Annotated in this window: 8 protein-coding genes; all 8 read left to right on the top strand. The window is 44.8% G+C overall.

The annotated features are described in order from the left end of the window. The first annotated feature begins 217 nt into the window (after nt 1-217). The 8 genes from BUB52_RS13260 to BUB52_RS13225 all read left to right on the top strand — a co-directional run bounded on the left by BUB52_RS13260 (nt 218) and on the right by BUB52_RS13225 (nt 19512). The gene (locus BUB52_RS13260; protein ID WP_009121902.1) at nt 218-3409 is read left to right on the top strand and encodes a SusC/RagA family TonB-linked outer membrane protein; all 3192 of its coding nucleotides are present in this window, start codon (nt 218-220) and stop codon (nt 3407-3409) included. Nucleotides 3410-3427: 18 nt separating this feature from the next. Continuing rightward, on the top strand, nt 3428-5074 hold the full coding sequence (locus BUB52_RS13255; RefSeq protein ID WP_009121903.1) for a RagB/SusD family nutrient uptake outer membrane protein: 1647 nt from the start codon (nt 3428-3430) through the stop codon (nt 5072-5074). Between the two features lie 119 nt (nt 5075-5193). Next, nucleotides 5194-6591: a sulfatase-like hydrolase/transferase gene (locus BUB52_RS13250; RefSeq protein WP_039950723.1), complete on the top strand. Its 1398-nt coding sequence runs from the start codon at nt 5194-5196 to the stop codon at nt 6589-6591. 141 nt (nt 6592-6732) lie between these two features. Further along, the gene (locus tag BUB52_RS13245; protein WP_039950725.1) at nt 6733-8877 is read left to right on the top strand and encodes a hypothetical protein; all 2145 of its coding nucleotides are present in this window, start codon (nt 6733-6735) and stop codon (nt 8875-8877) included. Nucleotides 8878-9072: 195 nt separating this feature from the next. Continuing rightward, nucleotides 9073-12360, top strand: coding sequence for a DUF4450 domain-containing protein (locus tag BUB52_RS13240; protein ID WP_009121906.1), 3288 nt, complete (start codon nt 9073-9075; stop codon nt 12358-12360). Between the two features lie 24 nt (nt 12361-12384). Then, nucleotides 12385-13998 carry a DUF5060 domain-containing protein gene (locus BUB52_RS13235; RefSeq protein ID WP_009121907.1) on the top strand — a complete coding sequence of 538 codons (1614 nt, stop codon included), beginning with the start codon at nt 12385-12387 and terminating at the stop codon, nt 13996-13998. 144 nt (nt 13999-14142) lie between these two features. Then, a complete protein-coding gene (locus BUB52_RS13230) occupies nt 14143-15102 on the top strand; it encodes a polysaccharide deacetylase family protein (RefSeq protein WP_009121909.1) in 960 nt (319 codons plus the stop codon). A 57-nt stretch (nt 15103-15159) separates the two neighbouring features. After that, a complete protein-coding gene (locus BUB52_RS13225; RefSeq protein WP_009121910.1) occupies nt 15160-19512 on the top strand; it encodes a hybrid sensor histidine kinase/response regulator transcription factor in 4353 nt (1450 codons plus the stop codon). Nucleotides 19513-19609 lie beyond the last annotated feature (97 nt).

Genomic DNA, 19609 nt, shown 5'->3' with positions numbered 1-19609 from the left:
TTTAGTACTTGTAAGTTCCTTTTTGCTTAAGAGAAAGTCAAAAAGGAAAGTATTTGTGTCAGTAGTTGTATTTTGTTACGTATCGCTATATTTAATTTTGCACCCACAAGTTCTGTATCCGATAATAGTTATATCGGACTGTTAATCTTGAATTAATTAATCAACCAATTTATATTAATAGTCTATGAGAATCTTACACAAAAAGTTATGCTTATTAATGCTTCTTTTAATAAGCTGTCATTTAAACATTCTTGCGCAAGACAAAACCGTTACGGGTGTTGTATTGGACAAAACAGGTGAAACTGTTATTGGTGCGAGTGTGCTGGTTAAAGGAACTACTAATGGTACTATCACAGATGTCGATGGTAATTTTACTCTGAAAAATGTTCAGGAAGATGCTGTCCTGCAAGTTAGCTTTGTAGGTTATAAAGCTCAGGATGTTGCTTTGAAAGGACAAAGTAATATCAAGGTGACTTTGGAAGAAGATACGGAAGTTCTTGATGAAGTTGTTGTTATCGGTTACGGTTCCGTGAAGAAAAGCTCCTTGACAGGTGCTGTGGCGAAGATGGACGCTAAGAGTATTCAGGATAGACCTTTAGCACGTCCTGAAACGGCTTTGCAGGGACAACTTGCTGGTGTGTCGGTACGTTCCATTACGGGTGAACCTGGTGCGGATATGCAGATTCGTGTACGTGGCGCTGCTTCGGTTAATGCCAATTCCGATCCTCTTTATGTAGTTGACGGTGTTCCTATGACTACTTTGAGTGGTATAAATCCATCGGATATTGCTTCTATTGAAGTATTGAAAGACGCCGCTTCTTCCGCTATTTATGGTTCCCGTGGTTCGAATGGTGTTGTTATCGTGACAACTCAGAAAGGTAAAACGGGTAAGGCAAAGGTGTCATTCAATGCAAGTGTCGGTTTCCAGACATTGGAAAAGAAAATAGATATGCTGAACGCTACCGAATGGATGGAATTTAGAACGAGATGGAATGATACTCAATATTTGATTGATGCCAAAAAGAAAGGTGTTACCAATGCCAGTATTCTCGATGATAACGCTACACGTTTGGCGAATCTTGGTGTAAAGGCAGGTACGGATGATTCTTATAAGTATGTTCTTGATGAACGTTGGTTCAACTATTTGAGTCAGGATATGAGAGACTCGCATACTTATACTCCGACGTCCGAAGGATTAAGTCTGTTGGATTGGCAGGATGAATTTTATCGTACGGCTATGGTACAGGATTATAGCCTGAGTGTTTCCGGTGCTACAGATAATGTAAACTATATGTTCTCCGGCGGTTATATGAATCAAGAAGGTTTGGCTACCGGTACAGGCTATGAGCGTTTCTCGTTCCGCGCAAATGTTGAATCTAAAATCAATAAATACATTTCGCTTGGAATTAATCTGGCTCCTACTTATATTGTAACGGATGGTTCCGGTAAAGCCAATGGTAAAGATGCGCAGACTCATAAAGCGTTAGCCTCTACTCCTGTATCAGAATTAGGGGTCGGTTATATGACAAATGTACAGCCTAATGAACGTTACGGATGGGCTGATACCAATTCAAGCCCTATCTATACACTCGAGAGTATGATACGTCAAGACCGTACTTTGCGTATGGTGGGAAATGCTTTCTTGCGTATTACTCCTTTTGAAGATTTCCGTGTAGAATTATCAGCGGCTGCCAATTATCTTGATTTGGATGGCAATACTTATACATTCTCAAGCGCTAGTTCAAAATGGTCTAATGGAGAGGGTCAAAATTCAGGCGGTGCCCATACAACAAGCCGTATCTGGAATACATTGTTACAAGCTGTTGCTAATTACGACCATACTTTTGACAAACATGGAGTAAGTGCAATGCTTGGTTTCTCTTCAGAGCAGTCATCTTTGGGTTATAAGACGGAGCAGTCTTTCAGTTCGCCTTTCCCGAATGATGCTATTACCGGTACTTTTGACGGTTCTAAGGTTAAACCGAAAGCTAATACAGTGACAGAACAAACTCCTAATAAGCTACTGTCTACTTTTGGTCGTTTACAATATAATTATGATGAACGCTATATGATTTCCGGTAGTTTGCGTTTTGATGGAGGTTCTGTTTTCGGCGCTAATAATAAGTGGGGCGTATTCCCCGCCGTATCAGGAGGTTGGCTTATCTCTAATGAAAAGTTCTTTAAGAATTGGGACCAGAAATGGTTGAATACTTTGAAACTTAGAGCCAGCTATGGTGTTACAGGTAATAACTCTATCAGTAATACGGCGTCTTACGCTACTTTAACTTCTTCCATTTATGGCGGCGCTCCCGGTTATTACACTAATAGCTTGGGTAATGCGGATTTAGGTTGGGAAAAGACTCATAGTACAGATATCGCTGTTGACTTGGGCTTCTTGAATAATCGTATTCAGTTATCATTAGATTGGTATACTAAAAATACTACCGATTTGTTATATCAAGTTCCGGTAGAAGGCGCTTCCGGTTTCAGTACGATTTGGGATAATCTGGGTGATATTCATAATGAAGGTTTTGAAATCGAGTTGAATACCCATAACCTGACAGGGGAATTTACGTGGGATACTTCATTTAATATGTCTTATAATAAAAATGAAGTGAAGAAGATAGGTACCGATAATACTCCGGTTTATTCAGGTTGGTCTAATAATGAATCTAACATTCTTACTGTGGGTAAAGCTGTCAATACTTACTACATGTATGATGCTATCGGTGTATGGAAAAGCCAGGCGGAGATTGATGCCTATAGCGCTGCGCACGGTGGGGAACCGGTGACTTTCGAAGGAACCAAGATACAACCGGGTGATGTTCGTTACAGAGATGTAAATAATGACGGAAAGTTTGATAAAGAGAACGATAGAGATTATCTTGGAAGCCCGACACCGAAGTTTGTATTCGGTTTGACTAACCGCTTCACATATAAGAATTTTGATTTGTCTGTTTTATTGACGGCACAAACAGGTGGAAAGATATATGGTCTTTTGGGACGTGCAATCGACCGTCCGAATATGGGAGCTAAATCCAACGTAATGGGTCATTGGAGAGATGCGTGGTGGTCAGAGGATGAACCGGGTAATGGTTCGGTTCCTTATATCTTCAGTACGACTACATCGTCGGCAATAGATTCCCGCTGGTTATATTCTTCCAATTATTTACGCATTAAGAATCTGACTTTTGGATATAAGTTACCGATTAATCCTAAATTTGTATCGTATGCACGCGTATATTTGTCTATTGAGAATTTAGCAAAATGGGATAGTTATTATGGAGGTTATTCTCCGGAAGCTGCCAATGTCGGTTCAGGCCCCGGTGGCGCTACTGCATTAGGTTTGGATTACGGTGGTTATCCTAATGCCCGTACATTTACATTTGGTATAAATGTCAATTTCTAATTTCTAATACAACGAATTATGCTTAAGATTAAAAATATATTATGGATAGGTGCGTTGGCACTTACAATTTCTTCTTGTGACGATTTCTTGAATACTCCTCCGGTGGACAGATTGACATCGGATGGATTTTACCAGACTCAAAGTCAGTCAGAACAGGGTATTCTGGGTGTTTATGCCGATTTGCGTCAGGCTGCCAACTGTGAATATTGGTTTATGTCTGAGTGTCGTTCTGATATAGCATGGGTAGAACCTAATCCGGATGCTTATCGTGAATATTCGGAGATAGGAACTTTTAGAGCGGCAGACAATGTAGAGATGTTTGACAACACTTGGAATATGTGGTATAAAGTAATATACGATGCCAATGTCGCCATCTCCAAGATTCCCGGCTGTACATATGATTCGGAAGATATTAGAGAACAGCATTTAAATGAAGCCTATTTTTTAAGAGGTTGGGCTTACTTTGAATTAGTACGTTTGTTTGGTTATGTTCCTGTTGTTGACAGACCGATGTCTCCGGCAGAGATTAAGTCGGTAAAACAATCTGCTCCGTCGGATATCATCAATAATGTAGTTATTCCTGATTTGAAGAAAGCGGAAGGGCTTCCGTATAAGGAGGACATGCAGGATGCCAAAGGCAAAAAGAACATAGAAGAACAAGGACGTGCGGATAGAATGGCGGCAAAGGCCATGCTGGCACGTGTATATATGACATTGGCCGGTTTCCCGTATAACGATGCCAACGCGAAGAGTTTGGCGAAGACACAATTGGAAAGTGTGTTGAATGATTCGCACGCTGAAGAGTATTGGGCTCCTACGTTGGAAGAGTGGAGAATGCAATGGATGCCGTCTACGGATTATTATAACAAATACTCGGTATTTGCAATTCAATATCGTAGTGGCGGTACGGGAAATCCGGCAATCTTCAATATGATTCCTACCAAGAACTTCCCTGCTTCATGGACAAAGTGGGTATGCTCGGCCAACTCTATTTATGTGGAAAAAACATTAATGCATGAGTTTGACAGAGAGTATGCAAATGGCAAAGACGGACGTGGCTATACTTTTGGTGTATTGGAGGCTCATCCGGCAGATGGCGGTGTTAATGCTTATCAAAGTCCCCAGGAGGAGATGACTTTTGATGATGGTACAACTGCTACTGTATATACAAAGGCTATGTTCTATAAATTCTTGCCGACAAAGCCGAAGCTTCAGATGATGAACACTTCTTACGATGAGAACGCGATGAAGAATTATGATGACTGGGGTGTGAATCTTCCGATTATCCGTATTGAGGATATGCAGCTTATGTATGCAGAGTTGTTGGCAAGCGAAGGTAAGACGGAAGATGCCATGAAGATTGTCAATAGAATACGTAAAAGAGCTAATTGTGATTTAAGACCTGAAACAGGCGTAAGCGTGGACGATGCTATGAAATACATCAAACTCGAACGTAAAATAGAGTTAATGGGAGAAGGTATCCGTTGGTTCGATCAGGTTCGTTACGGTACTTGGAAATCAGATACAGAGGCAAAGTTCGACCGTTATAATTATCCTGAATTGAAGTCAAATCTAAGAGAAGGTTGTTATCTTTATCCGATTCCCCGTAATCAGATGAACGTGACTCCCGGTCTTTATGAACAAAATGAGGGATATAAGAATTGATATCTCACTTAATTGCATGTGATGATTAATATAGATTAAATTTTAGGTTAGTGAAAGAGGAAAGAGGTGGATGCTTTTTAGGGGTATACCACCTTTTTTCTATATATTTGATGTCGATTATGTTTAGAAAAAGAATATTATTAGAAAGTGTATGTGGTACCGGAATGCTTATTATGCCTCATCTCGGGGCACAGGCGCAGCAGCCGGCCGCAGTAAAAGAAAGTAAGCCCAATATCATTTTTATTTTAGCCGATGATATGGGGTATTGTGACTTGGCATGTTATGGGAATAAATACATAGAGACTCCCAACATAGATCGCCTGGCGGCTACGGGAACCGCTTTTACCCAATGTTATGCCGGTTCCGGTATTAGTTCCCCTTCCCGTTGCTCTCTGATGACGGGTAAGAATACCGGTAATACTACCATTCGCGATAACTTTTGCACTGCCGGCGGCATTGAGGGGCTGAAAGGTACAAAACCTATCCGTCGTATGCATCTTCAACCGAATGACACAACAATTGCTACCGTGCTCGGATCCGCCGGTTACAGAACTTGCCTGGTGAATAAATGGCATTTGGACGGTTTTAATCCGGAGGCTACTCCTTTGAACCGGGGATTCGACGAGTTTTATGGCTGGCTCATCAGCACCACCTATTCGAACGACCCGTATTATTATCCCTATTGGCGTTTCAATAACGAAAAACTGGAGAATGTGAAAGAGAATGAGGGTGACAGGCATATTAAGCATAATACGGATCTTTCAACGGAAGATGCCATTAAATTCATTAACCGCAATAAGGATAATCCGTTCTTTTTATATCTGGCTTACGATGCTCCCCACGAACCTTATATTATTGATGAAACCGGCTGGTATGATGATGAGTCTTGGAATATGAATACCAAGCGTTATGCTTCGCTTATCACTCACATGGACCGGGCTATCGGACGTTTGTTGGCGGAACTTGACAGATTGGGACTACGTGAGAATACATTGGTTATCTTTGCATCGGACAATGGTGCGGCCAAACAAGCTCCTTTGGCGGAATTAGGGTGTAAAGGTTCCCTTAAAGGCATGAAAGGACAACTTTATGAGGGTGGTATCCGTGTGCCTTTTATCGTGAACCAGCCGGGGAAGGTTCCGGTACGGAAACTGAATAACATTATTTATTTTCCGGATGTAATGCCTACCTTGGCCGCTTTGGCGGGCGCAACAGATAAATTACCGCAGAAACTTAACGGTATCAATATTCTTCCTTTATTTTATGGACAGAGCCTTGATACGGATAATCGTTTGTTGTATTGGGAGTTTCCCGGAAAGCAGCGTGCTGCAAGACGTGGGGATTGGAAAGTTGTGACCATAAAGAAAGATGCTCCGTTGGAATTGTATAATATCCGGGAGGATATGACCGAATCTGTTAATCTGGCGGATAAGTATCCTGAAAAGGTTGCGCAGTTTGAAGAAGAAATGAAGACTATGCGTGTTCCTACCCCCAACTGGCCGTTGCCGGGTGAATAAATGGAAAGCTCCCTCTGCCTGATTGGTTTGGAAGCAAATCTCTTAGCATTTCTGCCAATACATACAGAGATTGGTTGCTGAGGAAGCGTTATCTTTGCTTCGTTCACAACTATGAGATATATTACTTACACTAAAAATACCATGAAAAAACTATTTTATTCTCTACTTGCAGTCGTTTTGGCAGCTTGCGGTTCGGAAAAGCAAGCGCCGATAGATCGTGAGGCATTGGTTGCCCGTAATAACCCTCAGGTTTCTTCATTTGACTCCCTGGCGTCGCTGTCGGTGGGTAACGGTGAATTTGCCTTCACAGTGGATGCTACCGGACTTCAGACTTTCCCTGTTGTATATAAGAAAGGTGTACCATTGGGTACGCAAAGCCAATGGGGCTGGCACAGTTTCGGTAATCCCGATCACTATAAACCGGAAGAATACTTAAAGGAATACGATTTCGGGCGCGGCCATAAAGAATTGTACGCCTGCCAGTTTAAGGAAGACGGACGGCAGAAAGAAGCCTCTAACTGGTTCCGTGTGAACCCTCACCGCCTGCATTTGGGCATCGTAGGGCTGGAGTTGGGCGATAGTGTGAAGATTTCGGATATTACCGATATTGCCCAAACACTGGATATGTGGAACGGTGTTATCAACAGTCATTTCGCATTGAATGGCAACGCTTTTGATGTACAGACTGTATGTCATCCGGAGTTGGATATGATTTCCGCCTGCATCACCAGTCCGGCACATGCAGGAGTGAAGCTGCACTTCCCGTATCCTACGGGTGCCCATGCCGATGACGCTTGCAATTGGGATGCTAACGACAAACACACTACAAATATAGTTTTTGAAGATGCGCAAAGCGCTGTTCTCAAACGTACGCTTGATTCTACGGTTTACTACGTATCTTTGCATTGGGAAGGCAAAGCTTCCCTCAAAGAGAAGTCGGCAAACTATTTTGTACTGACACCGGAAGAAGATAAATTCGCTTTCTCTTGCAAGTTTACTTCCGATTTCCCCGGAACCGTACTCGAAAGTGAACCTGCGACCTATACAGCCGAAGCGCTGCCCGTCTTTGCCGAAACTCTGGCTGCCGGCAACAGCTATTGGAATAATTTCTGGAAGAACGGCGCAGCCGTAGATTTCTCACATTGTACCGACCCGCGTGCCAAAGAACTGGAACGCCGTGTTGTATTGAGCCAATACTTGCTGGCCATTCAGTCGGCAGGTAGCGTTCCGCCGCAGGAAACCGGATTGACGTATAACTCATGGTTCGGTAAATTCCACCTCGAAATGATATGGTGGCATCAGTCCTGGCAGGCGCTTTGGGGGCATCCGGAGTTGCTGGACCGCACACTCGGCTGGTACGAAACGGTGGAACCGGTTGCCCGTGAGATAGCACGCCGTCAAGGTTTCGACGGAGTCCGTTGGATGAAAATGACCGATCCCAGCGGAACGGAAGCACCGTCTAATGTCGGCAGTTTCCTGATTTGGCAACAACCGCACTTTATTTATCTGGCGGAACTCGTTTACCGTGCCAATCCTTCGGATGAAGTAATTAAGAAATACAACCATCTGGTGCAAGAGACTGCAAAGTTCATGTACTCTTTCGCTACGTACGATGATTTCCATGGCCGCTTTATCCTGAAAGGCGCGATTCCTGCACAGGAAACATTACGTGCCGCTACTACCATCAATCCGCCGTTTGAACTCTCTTACTGGCACTATGCAATGAATGTAGCGCAGCAATGGCGCGAACGTGCCGGTGAAAAACGCAATCTGGAGTGGGATGAAATGATTGACAAACTCTCACCGCTGGCCTATAATGAAGACAGCCTTTATCTGGCTGCCGAAAATGCGGTAGATACCTATAAGGATATTCGTTTCACCAGCGACCACATGGCTGTACTCGGCTCTGTCGGCATCCTGCCTATGAACAAACTGATACGTGCCGACTATATGAAGAATACGCTTCATTGGGTGTGGGATAACTGGAATTGGGGTAAGACATGGGGTTGGGATTATCCGATGACCGCTATGAATGCCACTCGTCTGGGTGAACCCGAAAAGGCTGTCGGCGCTTTGCTGATGGATAAGCGTACCAATACTTACTTGCTGAATGGGCACAACTATCAGGACGGCCGTTTGCGTTGCTACTTGCCGGGTAATGGCGGTTTGCTGACTGCGGTAGCGCTGATGTGCGCAGGTTGGGACGGCTGTGAAGTGAAGAATCCCGGTTTCCCGCAAGACGGTACGTGGGATGTACGTTGGGAAGGACTGAAACAGATGCCGTAATCTTCTGGCTGTACATAAATATTATTATGTATGCCTGATAGGAAACTCCTTTTACCATACCCTCTCGGAATACCCTGTAAGAGGGGGTAGTCTCACTATACGACTGAGCTTGCCTCAGTCGTATACTTAGGGTATCTCAGTCGTACTGTGAGATACCCTAAGCTATACTCTCATCTTTTGAAATCAACGAGCCCTATGAATCGTACCTCTGTTTTTACAATTATTTTTACCATACTCTCCCCTTTGGGTTCTTACGCGCAATATGCTTCTTCGTCTAAAGCGCCGAAGAAAGCAGGTGATTTGATAGAATCCACTTCCTACAATGACCATAAGCGGGGAACTCCCCGTGCGTTGCAATACCTGCCGTCCGGCGAGGATTTTGTCTGTGTTAACGGAAAGAACCGTTATACCCGTGCTCTCTACGGCAGTCCTACGGCATGGCGTCTGGAAACCAGCGATCGTCCGATATTTGCCACTTATGTCAAGAACGACAGCCGTAATATCCGTTTTCGTCTGCGCCTGCCGGATGGGACGGTTACACCGCTGGAAGAGACCGCTTGGTGCGAGGCTCGCTATAATCCGGGTAGCCGCATTTATTTGTTGAAAGACAAAACATGGGGAGAGAATTGCGTCCTGAAGATTTCCGTACTGGCAAGTTTGACGGAGGAAATGGCTATGTGGAAGTTCTCCGGAGAATTGCCTGCCGGCTGTGAGCTGGAAGTGTTGAATTCGCCTATCCGTCAGAAGAAGCTTTTCCGTAGCGGAGATATGGGAGCAGACCCGCCGGGATGTTTTGAACCGGCAGAAGACGGTACGGTATTGCAAACGCTGAAATGCCGTTTTCCGTCCGACGGAAATTTATACATAAGTATTGTCCGTAACGAATTGAAAGAAGTACCGGATGGCGATGTACAATATCTTACTTTGCAGAATGCTTGCCGTAAACTTGCCGGACGCATCAAAATTACTACTCCCGATCCTTATTTCAATACGCTTGGCGGTGCGCTTGCCGTTGCCGCCGATGGCATTTGGGGAGAAGAGGGTGTGTGGCTGCATGGAGCTATCGGTTGGCGTATGCCGCTGAGCGGTTGGCGCGCTGCTTATGTAGGCGATGTATTGGGTTGGCACGATCGCGCACGCACTCATTTTGATAACTATGCCGCCAGTCAGGTAACCGGGATTCCTAATACGATTCCGCATCCTGCACAAGATTCCGCTCTTGCACTGGCACGTTCGGCCAAGATTTGGGGAACACCTCAATACAGCAACGGGTATATTTGTCGAAATCCCCGGCGAAATAACCAGATGCACCATTATGACATGAACCTCTGCTACATAGACGAATTGCTGTGGCACTTCAATTGGACCGGAGACCTTGATTATGCCCGTCGTATGTGGCCTTTGCTGACGTTGCATCTTGCTTGGGAAAAGCGTAACTTCGACCCTGATAACGACGGCCTTTACGATGCCTATGCCTGTATCTGGGCAAGTGACGCACTGTACTATAACAGTGGAGCTGTCACACACAGTTCCGCCTATAACTATCGCGGCAATAGGCTGGCTGCGCTGATTGCCGAGAAAATCGGCGAGGACCCTGCACCTTATCGGGAAGAAGCCGATAAGATACTGAAAGCGCTCAACGCCCGCCTATGGTTGCCGGAGAAAGGACATTGGGCTGAATTTCAGGATTTCATGGGACACCGCCGTTTGCATGAAGACGCTGCTGTATGGACTATTTATCATGCCCTCGATAGTGATGTGGCAGATCCGTTCCAGGCATATCTTGCTACAAGTTATGTAGACCGTGAAATTCCTCATATTCCTGTCGTAACTTCGGATGATGTCTTTACCGCCGGTACTGCCGCTTTGCCTGTCAATGCGGTTTCTTATGCCCGTTGGCAGAAGCAGTTGAAGGAAGCGGGGGCTGCCATTAATGCCGGGGAGTATGCCACAGTGGCTACTACCGACTGGATGCCCTACTCATGGAGTATCAATAATGTAGCTTTTGCCGAGGTGATGCATACGTCACTGGCCTATTTTCAGGCAGGACGCAGAGAGGCGGGCTTCAAATTATTGAAAAGCTCTGTTCTCGATGGCATGTATTTAGGTGAGAGTCCGGGTAACTTCGGACAGATAAGTTTCTATGACGCCGCCCGAGGGGAGTGTTATCGCGATTTCGGCGATCCTATCGGAGTAGCTTCCCGTACATTGATTCAAGGACTTTACGGTATTTTGCCTGATGCTTTGAACGGTCGCTTGTTGATAAAGCCCGGTTTCCCGACGGAGTGGGAGTATGCTTCATTGCATACGCCGGATATTGACTTTGATTTTAAGGCGGGTGAAGCGGTTGCCGGCAAATATTCTTCCCGCGATCGCTCGCTTTATACCGTTACTCATCACCTGTCTGCGGTGCGTAATCTGGAATTGCAGTTTCCGGCGCGTCGCTCTTCCGTAGCGCGTCTGACAGTGAACGGACAGGAGGCGGCATGGAAATTGGTTGAAAATTCGGTTGGCCGGCCTATGCTTAGTGTTTCCGTTCCGGCTTCTTCCGGTGAGGAAATAACAATCGATGTCAATTGGGAAGGAGAGTCGCTCACAGTTCCCGTTTCTATTGATACTTATCCTTCGGCCCGTGTTCGTGAAGCGGGACCTGTCAGCTTTATTGCCATGGAACAGGGACAGATGAAATGGTGGGCGCCGGTGGAACAACCGGTAGCCGGCAGTTGTAAACAAACTATTCCGGCTGGTGACTTTAAAGCCGTCGACTCTGCCAAATGTACCCCCGTTGATATGCAGAAGGTGTTCAATGCAAATGTAACGGATATTTTCCGCAATGAATATCTATCGCCCCGCTCTCCGTACACTACGTTGCAATTACCCAAACAAGGTATAGGCGAGTGGTGTCATCCGCTGAAAACGGCCGGGATTGATGATACGGGGCTGCGTGCCGCTGTGCGCGAAGGTGTGCTGGAAACAAAACTCGGAATACCTTTCCGTACTCCTGCCGCGGGGCATAACATTGCTTTCACCTCTCTTTGGGACAATTATCCGGACAGCTTGCAGATTCCTCTGGCCGGTAAGGCATCCCGTGCCTATCTGTTGATGGCGGGCAGTACCAATCATATGCAGTGCCATATTGAGAATGGCGTAATCCGCGTATATTATGAAGATGGCACTTGTGATACTCTGCCTTTGGTAAATCCGGACAATTGGCCTCCTATCGAACAAATATTCTTTGAAGACGGACAGGCCTTTAATCGTCATGCTCCGTCTCTCTATCGCTTGCGTTTGAAAACGGGTGAGCTAAGTAATAATTTCGGTGAAGAACTTGGTTTTACCGGGGTGTCGCGTGAGGTTGACGGCGGCGCGGCTGTCTTGCTGGAAATGCCGTTGAATGCCAAGAAGAAACTTTCGCGTCTGGTATTGGAAACGCTTTCTAATGAGGTGGTGATAGGAATAATGGGTATTACGCTTCAACAGTAAGCCCGGATTTCAAGACAGGGAATTATGGAATATTTCAGAAAAATAGCTTTATGCGTGCTGTGCCTCATAACTTCTGTTTGGCAACTTAATGCACAGGTGAAGAAAGTTCCGCAGTGGGAACGGTTTGAGGTCGCGTTGCAAGGTACTTCCGACGGAAATCCTTTTACGGATGTCAGTCTGGCCGCCGCTTTTTGGCAGCAAGGAGGAGACACGGTCAACGTGCAGGGCTTTTATGACGGAGACGGGCGGTATATTATCCGCTTTATGCCTGCTTTACCGGGGATGTGGCATTATGTCACGCAAAGCAATATGCTTTCTTTGACCGGAAAGCAGGGCACTCTGGAATGTGTGCCGGCCGTTGCGGACAATCACGGTCCGGTGAGGGTGAAAGATACGCATAATTTTATGTATGCCGACAGTACCGTATATTATCCGCTGGGCACTACGGCGTATGCCTGGACCCACATGTCACAGCCGGTACAGGAGAAAACGTTGTTGTCATTGGGGAAAGCGCGGTTTAATAAATTGCGGATGTGTGTGTTTCCGAAGAATTACGGCCTTTGCAAGGAAGAACCGGTAATCTATCCTTTTCTTGTCAAAGAGTATTCTTCCGGGAAACCGGTGTTTGATTTTACACGTTTCAATCCTGCTTTTTTCCGCCATTTGGAGAAACGCATTGATAATCTGAAGCATTTGGGTGTCGAAGCGGATTTAATTCTGTTCCATCCTTATGATAAAGGACGTTGGGGATTTGACAGTATGCCGATGGAAATCAATGTGGCATATATCAAATATCTGACGGCGCGTCTTGCTTCTTTCAGTAATGTGTGGTGGTCATTGGCGAATGAGTATGATTACGTCAAGGCCAAAAACGAAGCTGATTGGAATATTTTGATACGGACTGTTGCCGCGTCAGACCCCTATGGGCATTTATGCTCCATTCATGGGAGTACGGCAACCTATTTCCCTTATTGGATGGAAGCACTGACGCATACCAGTATTCAGGATGAGGCTCCGGTTGAGGATTTCGGGCGTGCTTCTATTGTGCGCGGTGTTTACCGCAAGCCGGTCATCTTTGATGAAGTGTGTTATGAGGGGAATCTGGCTTCCCGTTGGGGACGTTTGAGCGGACCTGAAATGCTTCATCGTATTTGGCAAGGATTGATAGCCGGTACATACGTCACGCACGGAGAATGCTACCAGTGGAATACCGGCAGCATGGACACTATTTTCTGGGCAAAAGGCGGAGAGTGGCGTGGTGAATCGTGGAAACGTATTCCTTTTACCCGCAGTCTGCTGGACTCACTGCCGCAACCGTTGCAATTGGCGGATGTCAGCCGTGACCATCGGACAGCTACGGCCGGAGATGGTTATTACTTGATTTATTTCGGCAGGCAGATACAGGATGAATGGTTATTCAATCTTCCGGCAAAGAACGCTTCTTATCAAAAAGTGCGATCCGGTACAAAATATAAAGTGGAAATCATTGATACATGGAATATGACTGTCACTGAGTATCCCGGTACGTTTGAAGTCGGAAAAACGATAGATTACCGGCATTATGATGTGAATCTCCGGAAAGTTCGTTTGCCATTGTTGCCGTATCTGATGTTACGCGTTACGGTAACGAATGAATAACCGCGATGCATGATAATAAGTGGAAGCGGTATGACGCAGATGAGGTAAGTGTACAAAACTACATGGTTTCCGAATATTCATGGCTGCTGTATATCAGGACGTTTATTTATCTTTGTCGAGGATAAACTTAAATATAGGACAACCATGAGAACTTTTTTGACTATTCTTTTATGTACGCTTTTTTATTCCGGTTTTTCATTCGGGACGGATTGGAATGTATATGTCGCCAAGTATCGGCATGATAAAGTTTGCGCTATCAGTTATACCTTTGATGACGGGTTGGCAGAGCACTATACACTGGCAGCTCCGCAATTGGAACAACGGGGTTTTCGCGGAACTTTTTTTGTTAATGGTTCTAAAGTGAATAAGGATGAGCGACGCGTGAGAGATACTACTCGTGTAACGTGGCCTCAATTGAAAGAAATGGCGGAAAACGGGCATGAGATTTCCAATCATGGCTGGGCCCATCGTAATTTTGCCAAATTCCCGTTTGACGTACTCAAGGAAGATATAATGAAAAACGACAGTGCGATATATGCCAATGTCGGTATAATGCCTCGTACATACGCTTATCCCAATAATACGAAGCAAGGAGACGCAATGGAATTTGTTGCTCGAAACCGTGTGGGTACGCGGCTAAAACAACGTTCCGTAGGCAGTAAGCGTACAGCCCGCGATTTGCAGAAGTGGCTGGAAACACTGATTAGGACGGGTGATTGGGGTGTGGGTATGACGCACGGTCTGACTTACGGGTATGATGCTTTCCGAAATCCGCAACTTTTGTGGGAACACTGGGATCAGGTCAAAGCCAATGAAGACAAAGTATGGGTCGGAACTTTCTGTGAGGTTGTTTCCTATCTCAAAGAAAAGGAAGCGATTCATTTGAGGGTAACGGAGAAAAAGAATAAATTATATATCGTTCCGGAATTATCTTTGGATAAGAAACTTTTTACAGAACCGTTGACTATGGTTATTGAGGGGAAAACTATAAAGAAACTTTCCGTCCGACAAGGGAAAAAGAAACTTCCCGTACAACTTCGTTCCGATAAAGCATTTTTCGACTTCGACCCTTTTGGCGATGAAATTATAGTAACTATTAGATAGAAGTTCCCCGTAATACGGAGAAAATCATTACTTTTGCCGTAACGACATCGGAAACTTATGAAAAACATAGAACAAAGAGTCTGCGGGAGAAGAATTTATACCTTTCTGGTAGTGTGTCTTGTTGCACTAATGAATTTGTCGGGTTATGCTTCCGTTAAGGTACATGTACAATATCTGACTACAGCGGACGGATTGTCCAATAATTCTGTCCGTTATATTTATCAGGATAGCAAAGGCTTTATTTGGATGAGTTCACTGAACGGACTGAACCGTTATGACGGTAATTCGTTTCGTACTTTCCTGCCTAAAAATAACGGACGTATTTCACTTGCAGACCGACGGGTCAAGCATTTGTATGAAGATAATAACGGCTTCTTGTGGATATCTACCTCTGCCGATCGTTTCAGTTGTTATGATTTGAAGAAGGATTGTTTCGTGGATTTCACCGGATGTGGGGAACATGAAGACCACTACGGATATATAACCATATTATCTGACGAAGTCTGGTTATGGGGACGGGGGCAAGGCTGTCGGCGTATACAATATAGAGAAGGCAAGTTTGTTTCGGAAGTCTTTAATGCGAAAAGTGGACAGCTCCAATCGGACAATATCCTGTTTGTGTTGCAGGATAGCGGTAAACGGGTGTGGATTGGCACGGATAGAGGACTTTATTATTGGAAAGATAATGCGTTGCAGTGTGTTGATAAGTCACATTATTTCCAGCGTGCCTATCGTTTTAAAGACAAAACCTGCTTTATAACCATCGAAGGTGAAATTTGGACTGCGGATAAGAAGGGGCGGCTTGCCTTTGCGGCAAAGTTGCCGGATGTATCTTCGGGTATGGATTTGCCGGGTAGCTTGTCGGTTGGGAACCAATGGGTTATCTTTACTTCAAAAGGTAGTTTCGTTTTTGATTTGGAGAGCAATGCCTTGAAACCCTCACCATCGGAGTGGAATATTCCCGGCGGTGAAGTTGCTGTAGATAACCGGGGGAATTATTGGGTACACAACAAGACAGGTAAGTTATATTATATTCAGTCGGGAACCGGCGTCGTGAAAGTTTTTCAACTGATGCTCCAAGAAAAGGTGGGGTATATCGATATGGAACGCTATCATGTAGTACACGACTCACGTGATATTCTTTGGATTTCAACTTATGGCAACGGGCTTTTTACCTATGATTTGCGGACTGACGAACTGCGCCATTTCAAAGCGGATGACAGCCGTTCCTCATTGATTTCGTCCAATGCCCTGCAATATATCATGGAAGACCGTTCGGGGAGCATTTGGTTGAGTTCCGAGTATACGGGAGTGTCTCATTTGAAGGTAGTGAATGAGGGAGCCGCACAGTTCTATCCGGAGCCGGTGAAATACGATACGGAAACACATGTGAATAATGTTCGTATGCTGGCTGCCGCAACTAATGGGGATATTTATCTGGGTACTCGCGATGGAAAGGTCTATGTATACGATGCTGTACTGTCTTGCCTAAAGGACAAAGCTGTCTATGGCAAAAATATATACGCGCTTTGTGAAGATTCCACAGGTGTCCTTTGGTTGGGAAGTAGGGGTGATGGACTGTATGCGGGAGATAAAAAGTACACTTATCGGGTTGATGATGTGAATTCTCTTGCAGCCAATGAAGTATTTTGTATGTTGCGCGATAGTAAAGGGCGGATGTGGATCGGTACCTTTGGCGGTGGGCTGGACCTTGCCGAACCCGATGGACAGGGCGGCTATAAATTCCGTCATTTCCTCAATGAATACTATTCGCAGAAACGCATACGCGTATTGATTGAGGACAAACAAGGATGGATTTGGGCAGGTACGAGTGATGGTATATTTGTATTCCGTCCTGAGGAATTGTTGGCAAATCCTAAAGCCTATCACCATTATAATTGGAGTAACCGAAGTTTACTGAGTAATGAAGTGCGGCATATAATGCAGGACAGCAAGGGAAATATCTGGATTGCCGAATCCGGTGTGGGGTTCTGTATTTGTACGCCCGGTAATGATTACGGCAAGCTGAATTTTACTCATTATGGTGTAGCCAATGGTTTAGTGAACAGTATGGTACAGGCTTTTGTAGAAGATACGGAAGGTAAAGTATGGATTACTACCGAATATGGAGTTTCCTGCTTTTTTCCTGGCTCAAAGACTTTTGAGAACTACTTCTTCTCCAGCGATATGCTGTGCAATGTATATAGCGAAAGCAGTGCGTTGAGATTGCGGGATGGCAGGATTATTATGGGAACCAATCAAGGACTGACTATCGTTAACCCGTCGCAAGTGGAAAGCGTGCAAAGTATTCCTTCCGTTACTTTCACCGAATTGAAGCTGAACGGTATATCGGTATCTTCCGATGAACCTAATTCACCTTTGGAATATTCCCTTGCTTATGTCCGTGACATTCATTTGAGATATAACCAGAATTCGTTCGGAATAAACTTTTCTACGCTGGATTATTCTACTACGATTCCGCCAAAGTTCAGCTATAAATTGGAAGGGTATGATAAAGAATGGAGTATTCCGTCTACCTTGACTTTTGCTGCCTATAAGAATTTGAAACCGGGTATCTATAATTTGCATGTAAAAGCATGTAATGCTGCAGGACAGTGGGGCGATAAGGATACGATGCTCCGGATTGTTATTGCGCCGCCGTTCTGGCGTACTACTTGGGCTTATCTGCTTTATTTTCTGTTTATAGTTTTTGTGTTCTATACGGTCTATCGTATTATTCGCAACATGAATGATTTGCGTAATAAGATCAAAGTGGAGGAACAGCTTACGGAATACAAGCTGGTATTCTTTACCAATATCTCCCATGAGTTTCGTACTCCGTTGACGCTGATTCAGGCTGCTTTGGAGAAGATGCATCGTGTTGGCAAGATACCCAAAGAAATGGCCTACTCGGTAAAAGTCATGGATAAGAGTACACAACGCATGCTGAGACTTATTAATCAACTGCTTGAGTTTAGGAAAATGCAGAATAACAAGCTTGCTCTTTCGTTGGAAGAAACCGATGTTATAGCGTTCCTTTATGAAATTTATCTGAGTTTCAAGGATGCCGCCGAGTCCAAGAAAATGGACTTCAGGTTTATCCCTTCCGCGGCGTCTTATAAAATGTTCATTGATAAGGGTAATTTGGATAAGGTTATTTATAATCTGCTTTCTAATGCGTTCAAATATACTCCATCGGGTGGGAAAGTAGATTTCTCTATACAGGTGGATGCCGCCGCTCATAAATTAGTTATTAAGGTAACCGATTCCGGTGTCGGTATCCCTAAGGAGAAACGCGACCAGCTTTTCAAACGTTTCATGCAGAGTAACTTTTCCGGTAGCAGTGTAGGGGTGGGGCTTCATCTGACCCATGAATTGGTAAATGTTCATAAAGGGACTATAACGTATGATGAAAATCCCGAAGGCGGTTCTGTCTTTACGGTGGTGCTTTCTACCGATACTTCGGTTTATGAAGAGAAAGATTTTTTGATACCCAACAATGTTCTGCTTCGTGAGGAAGAAATGGCGCAGAAACATTTGTCAGACATGGAAGAGAGGATGGTTTCCGGTATAGGTGAGGATACAGGGCAGGATAAGGAAGAGACACAGGAAGAAGGTCTGCCGGTCGTACCTTTGAATAAACGGAAACTGTTGATTATAGAAGATGATACGGATGTACGTGAGTTCTTGAAAGAGGAGCTCTCCGTTTACTTTGAAGTAATGGCGGAAGCAGACGGTAATGCCGGGTTGGAACGGGCTTACTCGTATGACGCTGATTTGATAATTTGTGATGTCCTGATGCCGGGGCTATCGGGATTCGAGGTTACCGGAAAATTGAAAAGCGACTTTAATACGAGCCATATCCCTATCATTCTGCTTACTGCCTTGAATGCGCCCGAAAGTCACTTGGAAGGGGTGGAAAGCGGAGCGGATGCCTATATTACGAAACCGTTCAGTACAAAGCTATTGCTGGCACGCGTATTTAAGCTGATTGAGCAACGGGATAAACTGCGTGAGAAGTTCTCGAGCGACCTTTCCATGATACGTCCGGTGATATGCACGACAGATAAGGATAAAGAGTTTACCGATAAGCTGACACGTATCGTGGAGGAACAATTGGATAATCCTGATTTTACCGTGGATGATTTTGCTTCTATGATGGCATTGGGACGAACCATATTTTACAGGAAAGTGAAAGGAGTTACCGGTTATGCGCCCAAAGAGTATCTGCGTGTAATGCGTATGAAGAAAGCGGCGGAGTTGTTACTGAAGACGGATGCCACTGTTGCGGAAGTGGCTTATCAGGTAGGCATCAATGATCCTTTCTATTTCAGTAAATGCTTCAAGACGCAATTCGGGGTGTCTCCTTCAACTTATCAAAAGAACAAAGACGGTATATCACAAACTTGATAATGGTTGTTTTGTGACATTCCGTCTGCTCTTGCATGGTTATTTGGAGAATAGCAATATACCCGTTGCTTCGCCTTTTTGGAAATGGATGTTGTAA

This window comes from Bacteroides clarus YIT 12056, assembly GCF_900129655.1.
In the GTDB taxonomy this organism is placed as follows: Bacteria; Bacteroidota; Bacteroidia; order Bacteroidales; family Bacteroidaceae; genus Bacteroides; species Bacteroides clarus.
Note: the sequence above shows the minus strand (reverse complement) of the source record. Positions and strands in the feature narration are given on the sequence as shown.